Origin of the sequence: Aphanizomenon sp. CS-733/32 (assembly GCF_028330045.1) — a bacterium.
Lineage (GTDB): Bacteria > Cyanobacteriota > Cyanobacteriia > Cyanobacteriales > Nostocaceae > Dolichospermum > Dolichospermum gracile.
Window position 1 is genome coordinate 1 of sequence record NZ_JAQMSE010000117.1, and the last position, 19,927, is coordinate 19,927.

18 protein-coding genes and 2 pseudogenes are annotated in these 19,927 nt (G+C 39.5%); 6 read left to right on the forward strand and 14 right to left on the reverse strand.

Translation table 11 applies throughout. The annotated features are described in order from the left end of the window. Positions 1 to 343: 343 nt before the first annotated feature. The 5 genes from PN471_RS08885 to bchD all read right to left on the reverse strand — a co-directional run bounded on the left by PN471_RS08885 (position 344) and on the right by bchD (position 3,943). Positions 344 to 766 carry a type II toxin-antitoxin system VapC family toxin gene (locus PN471_RS08885; protein ID WP_271776538.1) on the reverse strand — a complete coding sequence of 141 codons (423 nt, stop codon included), beginning with the start codon at positions 764 to 766 and terminating at the stop codon, positions 344 to 346. Beyond that, positions 763 to 1,029: a ribbon-helix-helix domain-containing protein gene (locus PN471_RS08890; protein WP_271776539.1), complete on the reverse strand. Its 267-nt coding sequence runs from the start codon at positions 1,027 to 1,029 to the stop codon at positions 763 to 765. The genes PN471_RS08885 and PN471_RS08890 overlap by 4 nt, the downstream gene beginning before the upstream one ends. Before the next feature lie 64 nt (positions 1,030 to 1,093). Then, complete coding sequence (locus tag PN471_RS08895; RefSeq protein ID WP_193895721.1) at positions 1,094 to 1,456, reverse strand: aspartyl protease; 363 nt, start codon at positions 1,454 to 1,456, stop codon at positions 1,094 to 1,096. Beyond that, positions 1,453 to 1,770 (reverse strand): hypothetical protein, encoded by a 318-nt coding sequence (locus PN471_RS08900; protein WP_271776540.1) that lies wholly within the window; start codon positions 1,768 to 1,770, stop codon positions 1,453 to 1,455. Before PN471_RS08900 ends, PN471_RS08895 begins: the two co-directional genes overlap by 4 nt. 154 nt (positions 1,771 to 1,924) lie before the next feature. Then, positions 1,925 to 3,943 (reverse strand): magnesium chelatase ATPase subunit D, encoded by a 2,019-nt coding sequence (gene bchD / locus PN471_RS08905; RefSeq protein WP_271776541.1) that lies wholly within the window; start codon positions 3,941 to 3,943, stop codon positions 1,925 to 1,927. Positions 3,944 to 4,060: 117 nt separating this feature from the next. Between bchD and PN471_RS08910 the strand changes: the two genes are divergently transcribed. Then, the gene (locus PN471_RS08910; RefSeq protein ID WP_271776542.1) at positions 4,061 to 4,756 is read left to right on the forward strand and encodes a Uma2 family endonuclease; all 696 of its coding nucleotides are present in this window, start codon (positions 4,061 to 4,063) and stop codon (positions 4,754 to 4,756) included. Here PN471_RS08910 and PN471_RS08915 read toward each other — a convergent pair. The 8 genes and pseudogenes from PN471_RS08915 to purC form a co-directional block, all read right to left on the reverse strand. Beyond that, positions 4,753 to 6,087, reverse strand: a complete 1,335-nt coding sequence (locus PN471_RS08915) for a DNA cytosine methyltransferase (RefSeq protein ID WP_271776543.1) — start codon at positions 6,085 to 6,087, stop codon at positions 4,753 to 4,755. The genes PN471_RS08910 and PN471_RS08915 overlap by 4 nt on opposite strands. Positions 6,088 to 6,101: 14 nt before the next feature. Next, positions 6,102 to 6,659 (reverse strand): annotated as a pseudogene (locus PN471_RS08920) (DUF4351 domain-containing protein). 5 nt (positions 6,660 to 6,664) lie between these two features. Then, positions 6,665 to 7,843 carry a lipid-A-disaccharide synthase gene (gene lpxB / locus PN471_RS08925; RefSeq protein ID WP_271776544.1) on the reverse strand — a complete coding sequence of 393 codons (1,179 nt, stop codon included), beginning with the start codon at positions 7,841 to 7,843 and terminating at the stop codon, positions 6,665 to 6,667. 53 nt (positions 7,844 to 7,896) lie between these two features. Continuing rightward, positions 7,897 to 8,712, reverse strand: a complete 816-nt coding sequence (gene lpxA / locus PN471_RS08930) for an acyl-ACP--UDP-N-acetylglucosamine O-acyltransferase (protein WP_271776557.1) — start codon at positions 8,710 to 8,712, stop codon at positions 7,897 to 7,899. 132 nt (positions 8,713 to 8,844) lie between these two features. After that, on the reverse strand, positions 8,845 to 9,345 hold the full coding sequence (gene fabZ / locus PN471_RS08935; protein WP_271776545.1) for a 3-hydroxyacyl-ACP dehydratase FabZ: 501 nt from the start codon (positions 9,343 to 9,345) through the stop codon (positions 8,845 to 8,847). A 163-nt stretch (positions 9,346 to 9,508) separates the two neighbouring features. Continuing rightward, positions 9,509 to 10,357 (reverse strand): UDP-3-O-acyl-N-acetylglucosamine deacetylase, encoded by an 849-nt coding sequence (gene lpxC, locus PN471_RS08940; RefSeq protein ID WP_271776546.1) that lies wholly within the window; start codon positions 10,355 to 10,357, stop codon positions 9,509 to 9,511. A 159-nt stretch (positions 10,358 to 10,516) separates the two neighbouring features. Continuing rightward, entirely contained in the window at positions 10,517 to 12,811 is a 2,295-nt protein-coding gene (locus PN471_RS08945) for a BamA/TamA family outer membrane protein (RefSeq protein ID WP_271776547.1), read from the reverse strand. 51 nt (positions 12,812 to 12,862) lie between these two features. After that, positions 12,863 to 13,606, reverse strand: coding sequence for a phosphoribosylaminoimidazolesuccinocarboxamide synthase (gene purC, locus PN471_RS08950; RefSeq protein WP_271776548.1), 744 nt, complete (start codon positions 13,604 to 13,606; stop codon positions 12,863 to 12,865). Positions 13,607 to 13,820: 214 nt separating this feature from the next. Between purC and metH the strand changes: the two genes are divergently transcribed. From metH to PN471_RS08975, 5 genes and pseudogenes are all read left to right on the forward strand, one after another. Further along, complete coding sequence (metH, locus tag PN471_RS08955) at positions 13,821 to 17,363, forward strand: methionine synthase (RefSeq protein ID WP_271776549.1); 3,543 nt, start codon at positions 13,821 to 13,823, stop codon at positions 17,361 to 17,363. A 65-nt stretch (positions 17,364 to 17,428) separates the two neighbouring features. After that, a pseudogene (locus PN471_RS08960) lies at positions 17,429 to 17,752 on the forward strand (non-canonical purine NTP pyrophosphatase); the annotation flags it as partial. A 45-nt stretch (positions 17,753 to 17,797) separates the two neighbouring features. Then, positions 17,798 to 18,052, forward strand: a complete 255-nt coding sequence (locus tag PN471_RS08965; RefSeq protein ID WP_193895743.1) for a hypothetical protein — start codon at positions 17,798 to 17,800, stop codon at positions 18,050 to 18,052. A 229-nt stretch (positions 18,053 to 18,281) separates the two neighbouring features. Then, positions 18,282 to 18,782 carry a DUF3368 domain-containing protein gene (locus PN471_RS08970; RefSeq protein WP_271776550.1) on the forward strand — a complete coding sequence of 167 codons (501 nt, stop codon included), beginning with the start codon at positions 18,282 to 18,284 and terminating at the stop codon, positions 18,780 to 18,782. 111 nt (positions 18,783 to 18,893) lie between these two features. Next, complete coding sequence (locus tag PN471_RS08975) at positions 18,894 to 19,697, forward strand: DUF4058 family protein (protein WP_271776551.1); 804 nt, start codon at positions 18,894 to 18,896, stop codon at positions 19,695 to 19,697. Between the two features lie 94 nt (positions 19,698 to 19,791). On the opposite strand, the gene PN471_RS23430 is transcribed toward PN471_RS08975, so the two are convergent. Further along, the gene (locus PN471_RS23430) at positions 19,792 to 19,875 is read right to left on the reverse strand and encodes a GUN4 domain-containing protein (RefSeq protein WP_442867143.1); all 84 of its coding nucleotides are present in this window, start codon (positions 19,873 to 19,875) and stop codon (positions 19,792 to 19,794) included. Positions 19,876 to 19,927 lie beyond the last annotated feature (52 nt).

A 19,927-nucleotide genomic window follows, 5' to 3' on the forward strand; every position in this document is an offset into this window, starting at 1 on the left:
ATCAAAATCAAGAAACATGGACGTTTTGCTAAAAGTGTTTTTCGTTACGGTTTAGATTATCTGCGTTCTCTTGTTACTGATTTAGATTTGAAATATGACGACTTTCTTCTCTCTCTCAATTTTTTGTCCTGTACTTAGAAAGGAATTATTTGCACATTTTTGTGAAACGCGATTACGTTTTTCTAAAACAACACACTCCGTCAAGCTTACTGAATGGCTAATTGATAATCAACCAGATCAACTTTCAGAGATAGCGGGATTATTGGTAAATATTTTAGATTTTAAAGATTAGTAATTGATATCTATAGTTACTAATAAATTTAGAAATCTTCTCTCTTCATTTTTATGATTGTGAAAAAAACAAATTTTCAAATGAATTAGTTTTATTCCATCGGTAAATATTAAAATCTCTTCTATCAACAGTAAGAATACGCCCATTTTCTAAATGTTCAGCAAGTACAACTAGAGAAGCATCAGCTAAATCCATTGGTAAATTTGCGTAATTTTCCATTAATTGAATCATCCTTTCAACATGATATTTTTCGAGATCAAAAATCTCAAAAGCACCCAAACAAAAACTTTTCAAAAAATTGAATGAGGCTGTATCACTAGCAAATTGTGTCAACATATAACAAGTTTCAGTAACTACTGGATAAGTTGAAATCAGTGGTTCTGATACATTATTAAACGCAATTTGTGCTTGAAAATGATAAGTATCTCTTTGGTTAAACAAAGCTAAAAAAGCACCAGTGTCAACAATAATCATAATCGCTCTTCTTCTTGTTTATCCTGAAGATAATTAGCCATTTTTGTTTTATAAGTAACAGACAAATCAGAATCACCATTAAAACATCCAACCAAACCAAGTTCTTTAAATATTGCTAATGGAGTTTTATTATTAGTTTTAACTTGATTATAGTATTTTTCAATAGCTTGTTTAATAGCTTCACTAAAATCTTGATTCGTTTGTTGCTGAATATACGCAAGTTTTTCAACACAGTCATCATCAAGTTGAATTTCTAATTGCATAAAATTACCTCTCTTTAGCCAGATTAACTGTTAACTATTAACCATATTTATTTTATCAAAAAAATCATCCTAAAGTCAAAATACCATCTGGAAAATTAACCACCAAAGGCAAAAACTCCAACCACCTTGAACCCAATAAAATTTCCGTCAACTGATCTCCAGCATAAACAGGAATTTCATACTCTTGATTATCCAAAATCACTTTACCTAAATACAAATCAAAAGTTTTTTCTCCTTGCGCTGTTATCAATTCTTGTTCACGAAGAAATTGCCAATCTAGTGCTTCTAAATCTTGTTTATTAATTGCTAGAAAACCTGTAAATCCAGTATCTAGCATGATCTCTACAGGTAAGTTTAACCCATCAGCATTAATCAAATCAATTTCAAAAAATAGCTGCCCCCCATCACCAAAATAACCCTCTATCATATTCTCCCAACTGCTCCGATTTCATTCAGCCGAAACATACAATGTACAGCATGAGGATGTTTTTCTCGTGCTTGCTGACTAGCAACTTCTATATCTTGATCAATGAAATAATCACCACTATCTGGTTCTACGGCAATATACCAGTTATAATGTTCTTTCATCAACTCAGGACGCACACGCTCAAAAATTGCCCGACAACGTTTGTGAAATGCGTCTCTTTCCGCTTCACGTTCAGCTAATTCTTCCGGTGATAAAGTCAATTCAGGGAAAATCCGTCCACGTCTTGCTGGTTGTTTTGGTGTTAGTTGAGTCATGTTTAGAAACTCCATTTTTACTATTTTAATATGAGTCCTAAATTAATTATCTACAAAATAAATGATTTAGTGGTGTGTTCAGTGGGTAAGGGTTTAGCAGTGCTAAACCCTTACATCTATGGGGATATTTTGTAGTTGGAAACCCCAAAAAAACTTACTTTGCTTTCATGTCTGCGATCGCTCCCCTAGTCATTGCGGCGATCGCTTTATCAGTGGCTTTCGGTAGGTGATAATATTTACCGCCGGCTGTTTGGGCTAATTCTTTGGCAAAGCCAGTTGATACAAACTTACTCTCCGTATCAATGACCAACAATTGCATCCCTGAAGCCCGAATTCTCGCGGCAATATCTAATAATTCGGCTTTGATATCTGGCTTTTCTCCTGGTTCTTGGGGTTCTCCTAAAGAACGAGCGAGAGGAATATTACCACGACCATCCGTAATTGCCACAATAACAACTTGACCGATATCTCCACCCATTTGAGCATTTACACCGACACGCACGGCTTGAGTTAACCCATGTGCGAGGGGTGAACCACCACCGCAGGGTAGTCTTTCTAAGCGATTTTTGGCTAAAGCAATGGAACGGGTGGGGGGTAATAATACTTCTGCTTGTTCTCCTCGGAAGGGGATTAAGGAGATTTGATCCCGGTTTTGATAGGCTTCTGTTAAAAGCTGCATAACTGCACCTTTGGCAGATTGCATTCTATTTAAAGCCATTGAACCGGAAGCATCCACAACAAATACCACTAATGCGCCGGCTTTTCTCACCAACCGCTTAGAACGGATATCTCCCTGTTCGACAATGACTTTTTTGTCAGGTTGTCTAGCGCGGCGTGCTTTTTGATACGGGGCTGCGGCTCGCAATGTGGCATCTACGGCTATTCTTCTAGCTTTACCTTTGGGAATCATCGGCTTGATGTACCGTCCCCTGTCGTCTGAGAAGATAATACTGCGACTGCCAGATTTACCTTGCCGTTGTGCCATTTGGGTAAAATACAGCACTTCTGGGTCAAGAATTACCCCTTCTGGATCAAAGATAAATTCTTCGGGAATGTCTGGGGGTTCTTGCTGTTCCTGTTCTTCTTCTTTCTCTTCCTGTTCTTCCTCTTGTTCTTCTTCTTGTTCCGACTCGTCTTGACTTTCCTGTGGTGGTGGGGGAGGTGGTGGTGGTTGGTCTGGGGGTGGAGTTTGAATTATAGTTGTTCTGGGGACTATGACCAATTCCACTGCGCGACGTAGATCTTCAGCGGTGACGGTGTTACGTCCTTCTAAGGCTGCTGCGGCTTTGGCTACGCGCACCGCAAAGAGTTCTGCACGATGTCCTTCTACACCTCCGCGAATGGCTTCACTGACGAGGTAGGTAATTTGTTCTGGGGTAATGGTAACTTCTTTTAACCATTCCCGTGCGAGGATGATTTGGGTTTTGAGTGAGTCTATGTCTTCGCTGTATTGTTGGAGAAATTCTGTGGGAGACTTGGAATAGGCGATCGCTTGCTCAACTGCCTGTACTCTTTGATCTATACCCAGAACTCCGTCTGCTGATAGGGCGATCGCTATTCTATCAAGTAAATGTTCTCTTAACGCCCCTTCTTCTGGATTATAAGTGGCAATAAACAACGGTTTGCAAGGATGTTGAAAACTTATTCCTTCCCGTTCAATTTGGTTACGTCCGTCCGATAAGACGGATAACAGTTGGTTGCTAATTTGGTCATCTAATAGGTTGATTTCATCCACATACAGCACACCCCGATTAGCTGTAGCCAGTAACCCCGGTTGAAAGATTGTATCACCTTGTTTAACCGACTGTTCCACATCTACAGAACCTAAAAGTCGGTCTTCCGTAATCCCTAGAGGAATTTGCAAAAAAGGTGCAGGGATAATTTCCGTTTCTATCTCTTGTCTTTGTGCAGCTAAAAGTTTATCATCCCATTCTTCGGGGTGATTGGGGTTACAGTTGCTAACAGAACCTTTGACAACTTCAATAGGTGGTAATAAAGCGTGAATAGCCCGCGCCATCACAGATTTAGCCGTACCACGACGACCTGCAATTACCACACCCCCCAAAACGGGATCAACTGCTGTCAGCAGTAAGGCTATCTTAATGGCTTCTTGACCAACCACAGCAGCCAAGGGAAAAGCAGTCATTGTCGGGGTCAGAGTAGGCGATCGCATTGTTTCCTTAATAGTTATTATAGTTTTAGCATAGCAATTCCTGGCACATTTTAGTTATCGAAGTTGCATCAATAGGTTCATAAGTGCCACTGTCAAGTTGAAAATGGAGCTACAGAAATGGTACAACAACTCACACCAGAAACCAAACCAGAAATCATCTACCCTGATAGTGATGGAAATCCTATGGCAGAAAATACAGAACATTATGAATGGATAGTTAAAATTAAAGAAAATTTAGAAATATTATTTGCATCAGAAAATGATGTTTTCATCGCAGGTGATTTACTTTGGTATCCAGTTGAGGGAAGTGTAAAAACTCGTCAAGCACCTGATGTTATGGTGATTTTCGGTAGACCAAAAGGTAAAAGAGGTTCTTACAAACAATGGGAAGAAAATAATATTGCACCTCAAGTAGTATTTGAAATTCTATCTCCCGGAAATCGTAGTCAAGAAATGGCAAAGAAACTCCTTTTTTATCAACGTCATGGCGTGGAAGAATACTATGTTTATCATCCAGACAAAATCGAATTAACAGGTTTTATTCTTGAACAAGCATGGCTAGAAGAGATTGAAGCAATCAATAACTGGGTAAGTCCCCGTTTAGGAATACGGTTTGAATTAACAGCAGATAATTTAGAAATTTATTATCCTGAAGGACGGAAGTTTCTCACATCTCTGGAATTAAATCAACGTGCAGAACAAGAATATCAACGTGCAGAACAAGAATATCAACGTGCAGAACAAGAACGTCAAAATTATCAAATCTTATTAGCAAAATTGCAAGCTAAAGGTATTGATATCAATACACTTTAAAAATTAGATCCTCGACTTCTCAAAGAAATTGAGGATTTTCTGGTTCTCGGTTCTATAACATGAGGGTTCACTCCAAAGTATTTCGCTGCTGCTGACATATCAAGTGTTAATAAACTAATATCCCCTAAATCTTTAATACCTTGAGGTATGGTTTTTGTCACTTTTGCACTATCGGAAGATTTGATATCTAAAAATTTAATAATTTCCTCTGCGACTGCTTGTGCTAAAAGCGGGGGAACAGAATTACCAATTTGTCTAAAACCATGCCATTTTGTCGGATGAAATCGAAACCAGTCAGGATAGGAATGTAACCGCGCAGCTTCCCTAACAGTAATACATCTGGGGATAAAAGGATGTATGGGACGAGGTGAAGTAAATGCACCTTTATTACTAGGTGTTCCGGCTCTTAAGGCATTACATAAACCATCAGGATCAAGCTTATGAAAACGACTGATTGATTCGATTTTACCATGTGGTGTGGATGCAAATCTATCCATAGATTCGGTCGAATGCTTACTTCTTAAACTTGATGTTAGTAAAGTAGGATCATATTGACGTTTGTAGGAATAGTTGTTTTTTGCAGTCGCAAAATCACGCAGTTTTTTAGCATAGTTACTAGGTTTAGCAAACTCTGTAAATATCCAATCTTGTTGATATAGTTCTGGATAGTTTTCTATGACTGGTAAATCTTGTAATGCTTCCCAAACTGTAGGAGTTAAGACTAACTTAGTTTCGGGAGATTGACTAGATTTTGCTGGGAATGTGATTTTTTCTGGATATTTAGGTGATTCTAAATCTTCACGCGCACCTAGTAAAAATAACCTTTCTCTATTTTGGGGTACTCCATAATTAGCTGCATTTAAAACTTGGTAATTTGCATTAACTTGATAACCACTTTCAGAAAATTGACTAATGATTTCAGCAATAAATTCTTTGTGTTTCCCAACTGTCATTCCTTTGACGTTTTCCAATACAAAAAACTTGGGTTGTAATTCTACAACTAATCTAATAAAATGGAAAACTAAAGAGTTTCTTGGATCATCAAAAGAACGTTTTCCCATTAATGAGAAACCTTGACAGGGTGGACCACCAAATACTACATCAATTTCTTGATTAGCAATTTGAGAACTATTCCGAATTTCCTTCCCTGTTGTTTCTTCCACACTTTTACATAACACTGTCCAAAAGGGAAAGTTAAATTGATGAATTGCACAATGAATTGGATCTATTTCCACAGATGCAAGGACATCAAAACCGGCTTGTTCAAAGCCTAATGTCATGCCTCCTGCACCTGCAAATAAATCAACTGCAATTGGTCGTTTTTTTACCATTAGTTAGTTATGAACTAGTTTACAGATTGCAGCCAATTTTCTAAATCTCCAATTGAAGTAAAATCTAACAAAGCTTCTCCAAGTTCTTCAAGTTGCTCAATAGATAATGGTTGGACTTTTGGAATTAATGATGATTCAATTTCACCAATTCGACGATTTAGTTGACGGATAATTAGACGTTGTTCTCCTTTAAATCCTGATAGCAGGTTTTTTGATGCTGTGGGTGTGAGAATCCATAATTTGGGAATCTGGGTTTCTATGATCTTGGTTTGATTGCGTTTTGCTTCCCGTTGTAATGCACCTCCCACTTCTAGTAATTTTAACAGACAATCACATATTTCTTCTTTTGATGCTGGGTTGCGGTATGGTTCAAATATAGCGGGTGTTGTGGCTAATTTTCCCAGTAATCCTCATAATTCTAAATTGGCGTTTTGTTCTGGGAATGGTGTAAATAATACATCTATTTCTCGGACTTCTCCAGCTACGCGACTGGGTGCTTCAACTTTTCCATAAGCTTTTAGTAGTTCTTCTAGGTAATCTTTTGCAAATTGATCATGGATAAAACGAGTCATTTTAATTAAATGTACATTTTTAGTATTTCTTTAGCTGTACGATCGCACACTCCCAATTCTCCCAAACAATGGCGCATTTCTTGATAATCTGTCAAAGTTTGTTGTCTTTTTTCTGGATTTAATAACAATTCCATCGCCGCTTGGGTAATATTTTCGGCTGTGGCTTGTTCTTGTAAAAATTCTGGGACAATTTCCCGCATCACAACTAAATTGACTGGAGACGCAAAAGGAATTGAACCTTTCAGAATATGACGCGCAATCCAAGCTGTAAGAGGATGAAGCCGATAAACTACAACTTGGGGAACATTTAATAATGCTAATTCTAAATTCACTGTTCCCGACTTAGTAATGGCAAAATCGGCGGCTGCTAAAACTTCTTGTTGCTGACCTGATACTATAGTTGCTTGTAACCCATAATCTTGAATGGCTTTCTCAATTGGCTGTCTAAATATTTCCAAAGATAGAGGAATCCAAAAATGAACATTTGGTAATTTAGATTGAATATTTTGGGCGGCTTGAAAAATTATGGGGAGAAGATATTTTAATTCTTGATGACGGGAAGCTGGTAACAGAGCGATAGCGAAGCGCTCCGTAGGAATCGCTATTTCTTCTACTTTAACTCCTAATTTCTCCCTCGCAGTTGTCCGACTAGGCGCATTTGCCATTCTATCAATTAAAGGATGTCCTACCCAAGAAACCTTGGCCCCATTTTGTTGATAATATCGGGCTTCTTCGGGGAAAATTGCTAATAGTTTATCTGTAAAACCCACAATGCGGTTAGTATTCTGAAAACTCATAGACCATACCCACTCTTGAGGAGCGATATAATAAGCCACAGGCACATCTGGCAAATTTTCCTTCATGAATGTACCAATGCCCAAATTTGGACCCATATAGTCAATGAGAACCACTAAATCCGGGGGATTTTCCTTCAAGTGAGCGATCGCTTGCCGTTGTACTCTTAAAGTAGGGATAACATAAGGTAAAGACTCAATCAAACCCATTGAACCAATCCCGCTGGTATTACCCAAAATTTTCGCCCCAGCTTCCGCCATTTTATCCCCACCCAAGGCGATAATTTCTAATGTCAACCCCGTAGCCGCAGCTTGGCGTTGCAGTGCCTTAATTAATAGTGAACCCTGTAGATCTCCAGAAACTTCACCAGTGCTAATAAATATTCGCATTTTTAGATTTTAGATATTAGGAAACACCGGACGGGGAAACCCCGCCCCTACATCTATTCATCACTGACAGATTTTTTACCTTTTCCGGGAATTAAACCGCGTCTTCCCGGCATTTGGGAAAGTAGCAAGAAACGGCGAAGATGTTTTAATTCTTCTGTATCTCCTAAATTTTCCAACTCCTGCAAAGCATCTCTAAATAAGAACTCAGAACGATAGAGAAGACGGAAAGCCTTTTTAATTAATTGAAAGTCACTCACAGGCATTCCCGAACGTTTTAATCCTACCGAATTGAGCGATCGCACTTTCGCCGGATTTCCTTCCACCAACATATAAGGAGGTACATCTCTATCAATGCGTGCCATTCCTCCCACCATTGACATTCCCCCAATGTGGACGAACTGATGCACACCTAAAACGCCGCTGAGTCTAGCCCGCGATTCAATATGTACATGACCTGCTAATGCTACGGAATTAGCAATAATGACAGAATCTTCAATCACGCAATTATGACCTACATGAACATAAGCCATCAATAAATTGCCATTACCGATTACTGTTGCTTCACCCCTACCAGTAGCGCGGTTAATCGTCACATACTCCCGAATTGAATTATTATTGCCAATTTTTACCCAAGTAGGTTCTCCCACATACTTGAGATCCTGTGGCTGCATACCGATAGCAGCACCAGGGAAAATCTGATTTCCCGTACCAATTTCACAAGGGCCTTCCAGAACAGCATGAGCGCCAATTACAGTGTCTGCGCCAACTCTGACATTCTCTCCAATCACAGCATAAGCGCCGACTTGCACTGTTGGGTGGAGTTCCGCACTAGTATGTATGACAGCAGTTGGATGAATAAGTGTTTTCAACATATCTTTAACTATGATTTTTTTGATTTTTTTGATTAAGATGATTATGGAAATCGCATGATCTTCAACTATGATTCTTTTGATTTAGATCATTATGGCAATCACATTAATCAAATAAATCATAGTTAGGATTTAGCTAATCAAAGAAAACATTAGCTCTCCTTCAGCGGCTAGTTGTCCGTCAACTTCCGCTCGTCCTTGCATTTTCCCAAAACGACGCTGTTTTACCCATAACAGTTCCACCGTCATTACCAGTTGATCACCGGGAACAACTTGACGACGAAAGCGGACTTTATCAATACCAGCAAATACAAACAATCCTCCTTTAGAGTCCGGCATTTGCGTCATCACAATCCCCCCAACTTGTGCCATTGCTTCAATAATTAACACACCGGGCATGAGCGATCGCCCCGGAAAATGCCCTTGAAATTGGGGTTCATTAAAAGTAACATTTTTAATACCCACAGCCTTTTTCCCAGGTACATAATCAATAATCCGATCTACCAGTAAAAATGGATAGCGATGGGGCAAAAGTTCCTGAATTTCCTCAATGGTCAAGGTAGTTTTAATTGTCTGTTTATCCTCACTTGATGTATTTACTTCCTGAGAATTAGGTTCGGTAATAGTGGACATTAGTTGTAAGTTATTTGAATGATTAGACACTAGGAATAGGTATACCAGGGAACAGGGAGCAGGGAACAGAGAACAATAAATAGAAATAAAAGTATAAATACTATCTTACTTTTTGATTACTGTTTCTCTCTTGCTCTCGGAAACTGCCATCAATTCAGGCATTTTAGAATAACTCTAAAATTTTTCTAGCTAGTTGAATGTGTAAATTATGACTAGCTTTATACGCCAGAAAATGAGCAACAGGGAAAGTTCCCAGTAAACTTAGATCTCCTACTAGATCCAAAATTTTATGACGGACTGGTTCATTTGCAAATCGTAATGGGGGATTTAGCCAACCTTGAACCCCGCAAACCAGAGCATTATCCAAACTCCCACCTTTAATTAATCCCGACTTTTGCAGATATTCAATTTGATCCTGTAACCCAAAAGTCCGTGCCGGCGCAATTTCTACCGCAAAATCCGCCGCAGACTTTTCCAAACAGGACATTAATAACCAACTGTGCCATTGATTACCAATTGCCGCCAAATTAAAATCTATCCCATAGCTAAATCGAGTTGCCGGTGCAGGTAGAGCGCAAACAAAAGCATCACCCTCATAAATCCAAACTGGTTCAGTAATTACAACAGGTGCAGGTAAATTATGCGCCATTTGGGCTACTATTCCCACCTCAGCAATTCTTTCACACCAAATCCGCGCCGAACCATCTAAAAGTGGGACTTCCGGTCCATCAATTTCAATTCTGGCGTTATCCACCCCCATAGCCGCCAAAGCTGCCAGTAAATGCTCCACAGTGCGGACACAGACCTCATCCTTACCCAACTGAGTAGAAAGCACAGTCTTACTCACAGCCGCAACCTGAGCAGGAATCATAGGTGAATTTGGTAAATCTACCCGCACAAAAAAGCGGTTACTTCCCGGTAGCGCAGGTAATATTCTCACCTGAGTATTAACACCACTATGCAAACCCACACCAGTCTCAATAATTTCCCCACCTAACGTATATTGTTCCATCCCCCAACAATCCCCATATTGTAGTTACTATTGCTTATTATTAAGGCACAGGAGTCAGAAGGTAGGGGCGCAGGGCCTGCGCCCAAAAAAGATTCAGGAGTCAAGAGTAAAATTCTTAGCCACCGACCACCGACAACTGACAACTGACAACTGACCAATTTAAAATCTTTCTCCAATCCCAAAATTGATCCGACTATCACCTTCATCAGTGACACCATAATCTACACGAATTGGTCCAAGTGGAGATTGTACCCGCAATCCCACACCATAGCCATAGCCATTACCATTTTTCTTTAACAATTGTGCAGATTGGGTACTACTTCCCAAATCACTACCATAATCAAAAAATAGTGCGCCACTGACCACAGAGAACACAGGGAAGCGATATTCAACCGCAGCTTGGATATACTTACTACCCGTACCTAATCTACCTTCGTCATAACCCCGAACCGAGTTACTACCACCCAGAGTAAAGGCTTCATAGGGAGGCACATCCCCAAATATAGTTCCGCCTTGGAGGTTAAATGCTAAAGTTTGCGGTTTTTTGCTAAAGCTAATCAATTTAATCGGTAGATACTGACTATAGTTACCCCGTAGCCTAGTCATAAAAATACTACCTGAACCTATAGGTACAGATTGATCAACTCCAAAGCTGAGGAAAGAACCTTTTGTAGGTTGTAAGGCATTATTGCGGAGATCCCTTTGTGCGCCCAGCTTTAATAGTAACAAGTCATCTTCCCCGGAAGAAGAAAGGGTAAGAGGAATTCTATCACTGATGATTTTACCACTATCATCAAATATTGCCCCTTCCTTCCTTAAATTGCCGTCAGCATCACGACCAGAAACCCGTTGATACTGTAGTCCCGCAGAAGCCAGCCACTCGGAATTTTTGAAAGGATTGGCAGACAGGGGACGAGTAAAGGTAACACCACCACCTAAGCGAGTAATCCGGGGGCGATCTTGTTGATTTGTATCCGTAATATTGTCAGGATTAAAGGTTTCAATGTTGTTATCTTTACCTTCAAAAATCAAAGAAATAGAGCGACGACGGAAAATATTGGCTGTATATGAAGTTCGATAAGGATCACCAGCAATCCAAGGATCAGTAAAGCGAAGGTCAAAAAGTAGTTCCCGTTCTCCTAACTGTACCTCTGTCCCTAATTTTTGGTTTCTTCCTCCCAGGTTTTGCTGCTGATAGCTAACAGTTCCAAATAAACCACTAGCGGAACTGATACCCGCCCCGGCAGCAATAGAACCGCTGGTACGTTCAATCACATTGACTAGGACATTTACTTTGCTGGGGTCAGTACCAGGGGCAAGGGATATAGGTTCAGTATCAGGCGGTTCAAACAATCCTAATCCATATACCCGTGCTAAATCTCTTTGCACTGTATTGCGATTGAATACCGTTCCTGACTTTAATTCTAATTCTCGCGTCACAATATAATCCTTTGTCCGTCCCCGAATTGGGTTGCCTTTGTCGTCTATGTCCTCACCATCTTTGTTACGGAATCGGACTTTCACGCTTTCTACAACCCCTTCTGCGACCTGGAGGGTAACGACTCCATTGTCTGAGACTTTGGGTGCGCCAATTAAGTTGGCTAATACATAACCTTGATCTTGATAACGCTTGGTTAATTGCTTAATGCCTTCGCTTAGTTCCCGCAAGTTAAGAATTTTGCCATACTGATTACTAAATATTTCGTTGGCTGTCCCAGGAGGAAGGACAGAGACTACACCCGTGCCAGGATTTGCTTCTAATTCTACTTTCGAGAGGATGGGATTGGGGGTAACAATAAAACTGACTCGCACACCCAGAGGGGTATCTTCTGGAAATGCTTGGACGTTGGAGAAAAACCCAGTTCTAAAAATCGCATTAATATCTTCTTGAAGTTGGGAACGGGTTGTTGTTTGTCCGGCTTGGGTACGAATGACTTTATAAACTTCGGTTTCTAGTTCCGAGGTGATTTGTCCTGTTTCTGATTTAATTGCTACCTCGGACACCAAAACGCGGGCTTCCGTTGCTTCTGGCTTGGTTGTGGGTGCTGCTGTGGGAAGATTTGGTTTTTCTGGAGTGGATTCAGCCGTAGAAGGTTGAGTAGTCGCTGGTTGAGGGACTTGTGCGGTAATGGGAACTATTGTGGTTTTGGGGACAATAACAGATGCTTTGTCTACTACTGCTAAATTGGGCCTGATCACTTTGACAATGGGAGAAAATTGCTTAGATTCTTTTTCTCCAACTATTGGCAATGCTAGGGCATGGGATGTCAGATTTTCACTAGTATCATTTTTAATGGGATGCTGTTTTTCTGACTGGTTTGTTTCTATTGTCGAAACTTCTGTCGTCTGTGGGTGACTATCAGGAGTTTGGGCATTTGCTTTGACAGAAATTGCTAAAGGGAATGTAATGGCTATGGTAGCCATTAATCCGGGTGTTAAATGTTTTTTAATCATATTTCTCTTCACTACCACACACCATTATTTGTTAATCACTGGAAAAAATATTTACTCAGCTTTGTAGCTTTCTACCACTTTTAATACTCTCTGTAAAACCTCCTGATAGGCATTTTCTACGTTTCCTAAGTCACGACGGAAACGGTCTTTATCCATAACCCGACGGTTAGTATCGGTTTCGGCTATGTCCCATAGACGACAGGTATCGGGACTAATTTCGTCAGCTAATAATACTTGCTGTTGGGAGTCTACGCCAAATTCAAGTTTAAAGTCCACTAAGGTAATTTGACACTTTTCCCAAAACTGCTGGAGAAATTCGTTGATTTTCAAGGCAAGATGGGTAATTTGAGCAACTTGTTCCGGTGTGGCTAATTCTAGAAGAAATAGGCGATCGCTTGTCAGTAAAGGATCACCTAGACTATCATCTTTATAATAGAATTCCACCAGGGGTCGTGATAACACAGTCCCCAGCCCTAACCCAGTTTGCTGACACAGGCTACCAGCCGCAATATTTCTGACCACCACTTCTAAGGGGATAATTTTTACAGCCTTAACTCTCATCAAATTCGGGGCTGGACTATCAATAAAATGAGTTTTAATCCCCTGCATTGCCAATTGTTGGAACAGTTGACTAGAAATACTACAGTTAATCATGCCTTTGTTTTGAATGCTGCCTCGTTTTTGAGCGTTAAAGGCTGTAGCATCATCCTTAAAATCAGCCAACAAAATCTCTGGATCATCTGTGGCGTAAAGAATTTTAGCTTTGCCTTCGTAAAGTTTAGAATTAACAGACATGGTAGTAGATACTGTTTTCGGTAATGGACTGCTGAAATCTGAAAGTTTCACTATTTTAAGTAGGGAACAGGGGACAGGGAACAGGGAACAGGGAACAGGGGACAGGTAATTGGTAAATAATTTTCTTCCTTCTGACTCGGTGACTCCTGACTCGGTGACTCCTGCTGTAAATTAAGTCTAGTATTACAAAAATAACTCTATTCTTTCACACAATATGACCCATCCTTTTCTTAAACACCTCTATAGTCCAGAACGTCCCGTAATCGTCTTTGACGGCGCAATGGGAACCAACCTGCAAACCCAAAACCTCACCGCCGAAGATTTTGGCGGACCACAATATGAAGGCTGTAACGAGTATTTAGTCCACAGCAAACCTGAAGCCGTCGCCAAAGTTCACCGTGATTTCCTCGCCGCTGGTGCTGATGTCATTGAAACTGATACCTTTGGCTCTATGTCCATCGTTCTCGCAGAATACGACTTAGCAGACCAAGCTTACTATCTCACGAAAAAAGCCGCCGAACTTGCCAAAAGTGTAGCTGCAGAATTTTCCACTCCCGAAAAACCCCGATTTGTGGCTGGTTCTATCGGTCCAACCACCAAACTCCCCACCTTGGGACATATTGACTTTGATACCATGAAAGCCTCTTTTGCGGAACAAGCAGAAGCCTTATTTGATGGTGGTGTGGATTTATTTCTCGTCGAGACCTGCCAAGACGTACTGCAAATTAAAGCCGCATTAAATGGAATTGAGGAAGTTTTTGCCAAAAAAGGCGAAAGACGCGCCTTAATGGTGTCTGTAACTATGGAAAGCATGGGAACAATGCTGGTAGGGACAGAAATCAACGCCGTAGTTACCATTCTCGAATCTTATCCCATTGATATTCTTGGCTTAAATTGCGCCACTGGTCCCGACTTGATGAAACCACACATCAAGTATTTATCAGAACATTCTCCATTCGTAGTTTCCTGTATTCCCAACGCGGGTTTACCGGAAAATATTGGCGGTCAAGCACATTACAGACTTACGCCCGTAGAATTACGGATGGCGTTAATGCACTTTGTTGAAGATTTAGGTGTCCAAGTGATTGGGGGTTGCTGTGGGACACGACCAGCACATATTCAACAATTGGCGGAAATTGCTAAAGAGTTAAAACCAAAAGTTAGACAACCAAGTTTAGAACCATCCGCCGCATCAATTTATACGACTCAACCATACACCCAAGAAAATTCTTTCTTGATTGTCGGTGAACGTCTCAACGCCAGCGGTTCTAAAAAATGCCGTGACTTGCTCAACGCTGAAGACTGGGATGGTTTAGTCTCAATGGCACGGAGTCAGGTCAAAGAAGGCGCACATATCCTAGATGTTAACGTTGATTATGTGGGACGTGACGGCGTACGTGATATGTACGAGTTAGTTTCTCGCATTGTCAATAATGTGACATTACCATTAATGCTCGATTCCACCGAATGGGAAAAAATGGAAGCAGGGTTAAAGGTAGCTGGAGGTAAGTGTTTACTCAATTCCACCAACTACGAAGACGGCGAACCACGATTTTTGAAAGTCCTAGAATTAGCCAAAAAATATGGTGCAGGTGTCATTATTGGCACAATTGATGAAGATGGCATGGCGCGGACTGCGGAGAAAAAGTTTCAAATTGCCCAACGTGCTTACCGCCAAGCTGTAGAATATGGGATTGCTCCTACAGAAATATTCTTTGATACTTTAGCCCTGCCTATTTCTACAGGGATTGAAGAAGATCGGGAAAATGGCAAAGCCACCATAGAATCCATTCGCCGCATTCGCCAAGAACTGCCGGGATGTCATGTGATGTTGGGCGTTTCCAATATCTCCTTTGGCTTAAATCCCGCCTCACGCATAGTCTTAAACTCGATGTTTTTGCATGAAGCCATGCAGGCGGGCATGGATGCAGCAATTGTCAGCGCGAGTAAAATTTTACCACTCTCAAAAATCGAACCTCAACATCAAGAAGTTTGCCGACAATTAATTTACGATGAACGTAAATTTGATGGTAATGTCTGCGTTTATGATCCCTTGGGAGAATTAACCACAATTTTTGCCGGAGTCAAAACCAAACGGAACACGGGAATTGATGCCACTTTACCAATTGAAGAACGTTTGAAACGGCATATTATTGACGGTGAACGCATTGGTTTAGAAACCCAATTGACAAAAGCTTTAGAACAATATCCTCCCTTACAAATCATCAATACTTTCTTATTAGACGGAATGAAAGTTGTCGGTGAATTGTTCGGTTCTGGACAAATGCAATTACCTTTTGTCCTACAATCTGCCGAAACCATGAAAGCTGCGGTTGCTTATTTAGAACCGTTCATGGAAAAGTCGGAATCTGGCAATAATGCCAAAGGAACTTTTGTGATTGCTACTGTCAAAGGTGACGTTCACGATATTGGTAAAAACCTTGTAGATATCATTTTATCTAACAATGGTTACAAGGTAATTAACCTGGGAATTAAGCAATCAGTCGAAAACATCATTCAAGCTTACGAACAGTATCAACCTGATTGTATTGCTATGAGTGGATTGTTAGTAAAATCTACCGCTTTCATGAAAGAGAATTTACAAACTTTCAATGAAAAAGGAATTACTGTGCCAGTAATTTTAGGTGGTGCAGCTTTAACTCCTAAATTTGTAAATCAAGATTGCCAAGGAACTTATAAAGGTAAAGTTGTTTATGGCAAAGATGCCTTTTCTGATTTGCATTTTATGGATAAGTTAATGCCTGCAAAAACAGCAGGTAATTGGGATAATTTACAGGGATTTTTGGATGAAGTTGTAGAAAATGGACATCAATCTGTTGAGGAAAATAGCAGGCAAGATGCCCACCCCACAATAGATAATGCTGATGTGAAAAAAGAGGTTGATACTCGACGTTCTGAGGCTGTGGCTGTAGATATTGAACGTCCGCAACCACCTTTTTGGGGAACGCAGTTTTTACAACCTGATGATATTTCTTTAGAGGAATTATTCTGGTATTTAGATTTGCAAGCTTTGGTAGCTGGACAATGGCAATTCCGTAAACCCAAGGAACAATCTAAGGAAGAATATCAAACATTTTTAGCTGATAAGGTTTACCCAGTTTTAGAAGAGTGGAAACAGCGAATTATTGAGGAGAATTTATTACATCCTCAAGTAATTTATGGCTATTTTCCTTGTCAATCTGAGGGGAATAGTTTATTGATTTATGAAACGAACCACAGAGGCGCAGAGGACGCAGAGGTAAGAGCTAGTTTTGAGTTTCCGCGTCAGAGGTCTTTTAATAGGTTATGTATTGCGGATTTTTTTGCACCGAAGGAGTCGGGAATTATTGATGTTTTCCCTATGCAAGCGGTGACTGTGGGGGAAGTTGCAACGGAGTTCGGACAAAAGCTATTTGCCGATAATAAATACACGGACTATCTGTATTTTCATGGTATGGCTGTACAGGTAGCGGAGGCCTTGGCGGAATGGACTCACGCCAGAATCCGCCGGGAGTTAGGTTTTGGTGATTCTGAACCGGACAATATTCGGGATATATTGGCGCAGCGCTATCAAGGCTCTCGGTATAGTTTCGGCTATCCAGCTTGTCCGAATATCCAAGATCAATATAAGCAGTTAGAGTTGTTGGGAGTTGATAGGATGAAGATGCACATGGATGAAAGTGAGCAATTGTATCCTGAACAGTCTACAACGGCGATTATTACTTATCACCCTGCGGCGAAGTATTTCACGGCTTAATAGCACTTTCTTACCCCCTTTGTCATGAGATAGAGGGGGGATTTAATTTAATATTAATAGTGGGTTATGGGAACACAGATACAGAACGGATTGAGAGGTTATTGAGAGAATTAGGCGATCAGGAAAATCGCCAAGCTCAATTTGTGTGTGCGATCGCAGTTGCAAATCCTCAAGGAGAAATAGTAATTCAATCTGAGGGTATTTGTCACGGTGAAATATTGTTTGCACCTTCTGGAGATAGTGGTTTTGGTTATGATCCGGTTTTTTATGTCCCGGAGAAACAATTGACTTTTGCCCAAATGACGACAGATTTAAAAAAATCAATTAGTCATCGTGGTAATGCTTTAAAAGCTTTAGTTCCCAGATTGAAAGCTCTAGATATACTATAATATATAGTGTTATTTTGTTTCGAGAAGTAAGTAAATGAGGTAATTATGGAACAAACAATTACTATTACTTTCACACCAGAAGGAAACCTAGAACTTCCTCCAGAAATTCGAGAACAATTTGTTAATGGTGAAAAATATTCAGTTACCATGACTGAAGATGGTATTTTTTTTAAAAAAGCTCCTAAATTTGATTGGAATGAATTAAGGAAAAGAAGAGAAGCAGTAAATGATCCTCATCCTTTAACAACAGAAGAGATTTGTGAAATTGTGCGAGAAGTTCGCAGAGGAAATACCCAATAATGAAAGTTGTTTTAGAAATGATATTATATATAGTATCAAGTTTTTTGAGAATGAGAACTACTTACAAATAGAAAATTGTGATCTTATGACTATTATTAGGAATATCTCGATTAGATGTTATAGATTTAATGTCTAAATATGAAATATCTCTGTTTGATGATAGTATGAGTTTAGAGGAATTTCAAGCAGAAGTAAATCAGGCAAAAATGAAGTTACAAGCCAATAATTTATGATTATTGTTTCCGATACAACCCCATTAAGTGAACTTTCTAAAGTTGGTAAATTAGATTTACTTCATGCTGTATTTGGAAAAGTAATAATTCCTCAACAAGTATATGAAGAATTGACTACAGGTAATCATCCCGCCGTTTTAGCTGTAAAATCAACTTCATGGCTAGAAGTTCGTTTTATAAGTAATATCCAACTGATTGAACAATTGCAATTAGAAACAGATTTAGATTTAGGAGAATGTTCTGCAATTATTTTGGCAGAAGAATTAAAAGCAGGTCAACTTTTAATTGATGAAAAAGCTGGTAGAAAAGTTGCTATTAGTAGAGGCTTGCCAATTATTGGTTTAGTTGGAGTAATTATTTTAGCAAAAGACCAAGGATTGATTGATAATGTCAAAGATATTTTAGATGATTTAATGAGTTCAGAAAAAACCGATTGTGACATCGGGAGGTGCGGAATGTGGGCTGGAGAGGCTTTGAACTTGTTCTTTGTGTTATAAAAAAGTCCAAGTTTTAACCGTTTTGAGTATAACATCACCAGCATCTACAGCACAACCCGGATAAATGCTATACTGGAATGGTAACTCTGAGAATATTGTAGTGATAAGTTTATGAGTTCACCATTTCCAGGGATGAATCCCTACTTAGAAAATCCTGATTTATGGTCAGAAGTACATCATAGATTAATTACAGCGATCGCCGATAATATAGAATCTCATCTTAGCGAAAAATATCGAGTAGCTATAGAAAAACTTACTTATAGAATTGATACTGAAGATTCCTTATTAATTGGTATTCCTGATGTGGCAATTTTATCAGTTAAACAAGAACAAAAATCAAATGTTAGTAAAACTGCAATAGCAACTTTACCCACAGAAACAGAAAATAAGGCAATTACTGTCACCTTACCATTACCTTTAGAAATTAAAGAAGGATATTTAGAAATTAGAGAAATTTCTACAGGTAAAGTAATCAGTGTAATTGAGATACTTTCTCCTACTAATAAAAAAGCTAAAGAAGGTAGAAAATCCTACTTGGATAAACGGGAGAAAATATTGCAAAGTGATACTAACTTAGTAGAAATTGACTTAATTAGAACTGGCAAAAAAATGCCCATTGTCACCAGAGTTTCTGATACAGATTATCGCATTTTAACTGTGAGATCCTATCGGTTTCCATCGGCTCAACTATTTGCATTTTCTGTCAAAGAAACCATACCTAATTTTCCCATACCTTTACAAAAAGGAGAAGAGGAAATAGAGTTAAACTTACAGCATTTATTGTTAGGTATTTATGAAAGGGCTAGATTTGATTTAACCTTAGATTATAATATTCCTCCTGTACCAGATTTGTTAACAGAAGATCGAGAATGGATGGATATCTTATTAAAAGAACAAGGAAGAAGAGAGTTGTAAAGTGCGTTAGTATGAAATCTCTAATAAGTTAAAGAGTAAAGAATGACTTAATAATATCATAAACTCCGACTTCACCTTTCAGTTTATTCCATGTCTACTTTTGAATAGTAAAACCAAATTGTTTATTACTATTATTTATCCATAGTTGATTAATTGTCTGTAAATCGTCACAACGAATTTTAAGATTTGCAGTTAGCGATCGCCTACCTTACTCCATCATAAGCGATCGC

Bases quoted from the DNA above. Each gene is read 5' to 3' on its own strand.
- PN471_RS08885 (WP_271776538.1), bottom strand. From the start codon at position 766: ATGATTATTGTTGACACTGGTGCTTTTTTAGCTTTGTTTAACCAAAGA.
- PN471_RS08890 (WP_271776539.1), bottom strand. From the start codon at position 1,029: ATGCAATTAGAAATTCAACTTGATGATGACTGTGTTGAAAAACTTGCG.
- PN471_RS08895 (WP_193895721.1), bottom strand. From the start codon at position 1,456: ATGATAGAGGGTTATTTTGGTGATGGGGGGCAGCTATTTTTTGAAATT.
- PN471_RS08900 (WP_271776540.1), bottom strand. From the start codon at position 1,770: ATGACTCAACTAACACCAAAACAACCAGCAAGACGTGGACGGATTTTC.
- bchD (WP_271776541.1), bottom strand. From the start codon at position 3,943: ATGCGATCGCCTACTCTGACCCCGACAATGACTGCTTTTCCCTTGGCT.
- PN471_RS08910 (WP_271776542.1), top strand. From the start codon at position 4,061: ATGGTACAACAACTCACACCAGAAACCAAACCAGAAATCATCTACCCT.
- PN471_RS08915 (WP_271776543.1), bottom strand. From the start codon at position 6,087: ATGGTAAAAAAACGACCAATTGCAGTTGATTTATTTGCAGGTGCAGGA.
- lpxB (WP_271776544.1), bottom strand. From the start codon at position 7,843: ATGCGAATATTTATTAGCACTGGTGAAGTTTCTGGAGATCTACAGGGT.
- fabZ (WP_271776545.1), bottom strand. From the start codon at position 9,345: ATGTCCACTATTACCGAACCTAATTCTCAGGAAGTAAATACATCAAGT.
- lpxC (WP_271776546.1), bottom strand. From the start codon at position 10,357: ATGGAACAATATACGTTAGGTGGGGAAATTATTGAGACTGGTGTGGGT.
- PN471_RS08945 (WP_271776547.1), bottom strand. From the start codon at position 12,811: ATGATTAAAAAACATTTAACACCCGGATTAATGGCTACCATAGCCATT.
- purC (WP_271776548.1), bottom strand. From the start codon at position 13,606: ATGTCTGTTAATTCTAAACTTTACGAAGGCAAAGCTAAAATTCTTTAC.
- metH (WP_271776549.1), top strand. From the start codon at position 13,821: ATGACCCATCCTTTTCTTAAACACCTCTATAGTCCAGAACGTCCCGTA.
- PN471_RS08965 (WP_193895743.1), top strand. From the start codon at position 17,798: ATGGAACAAACAATTACTATTACTTTCACACCAGAAGGAAACCTAGAA.
- PN471_RS08970 (WP_271776550.1), top strand. From the start codon at position 18,282: ATGATTATTGTTTCCGATACAACCCCATTAAGTGAACTTTCTAAAGTT.
- PN471_RS08975 (WP_271776551.1), top strand. From the start codon at position 18,894: ATGAGTTCACCATTTCCAGGGATGAATCCCTACTTAGAAAATCCTGAT.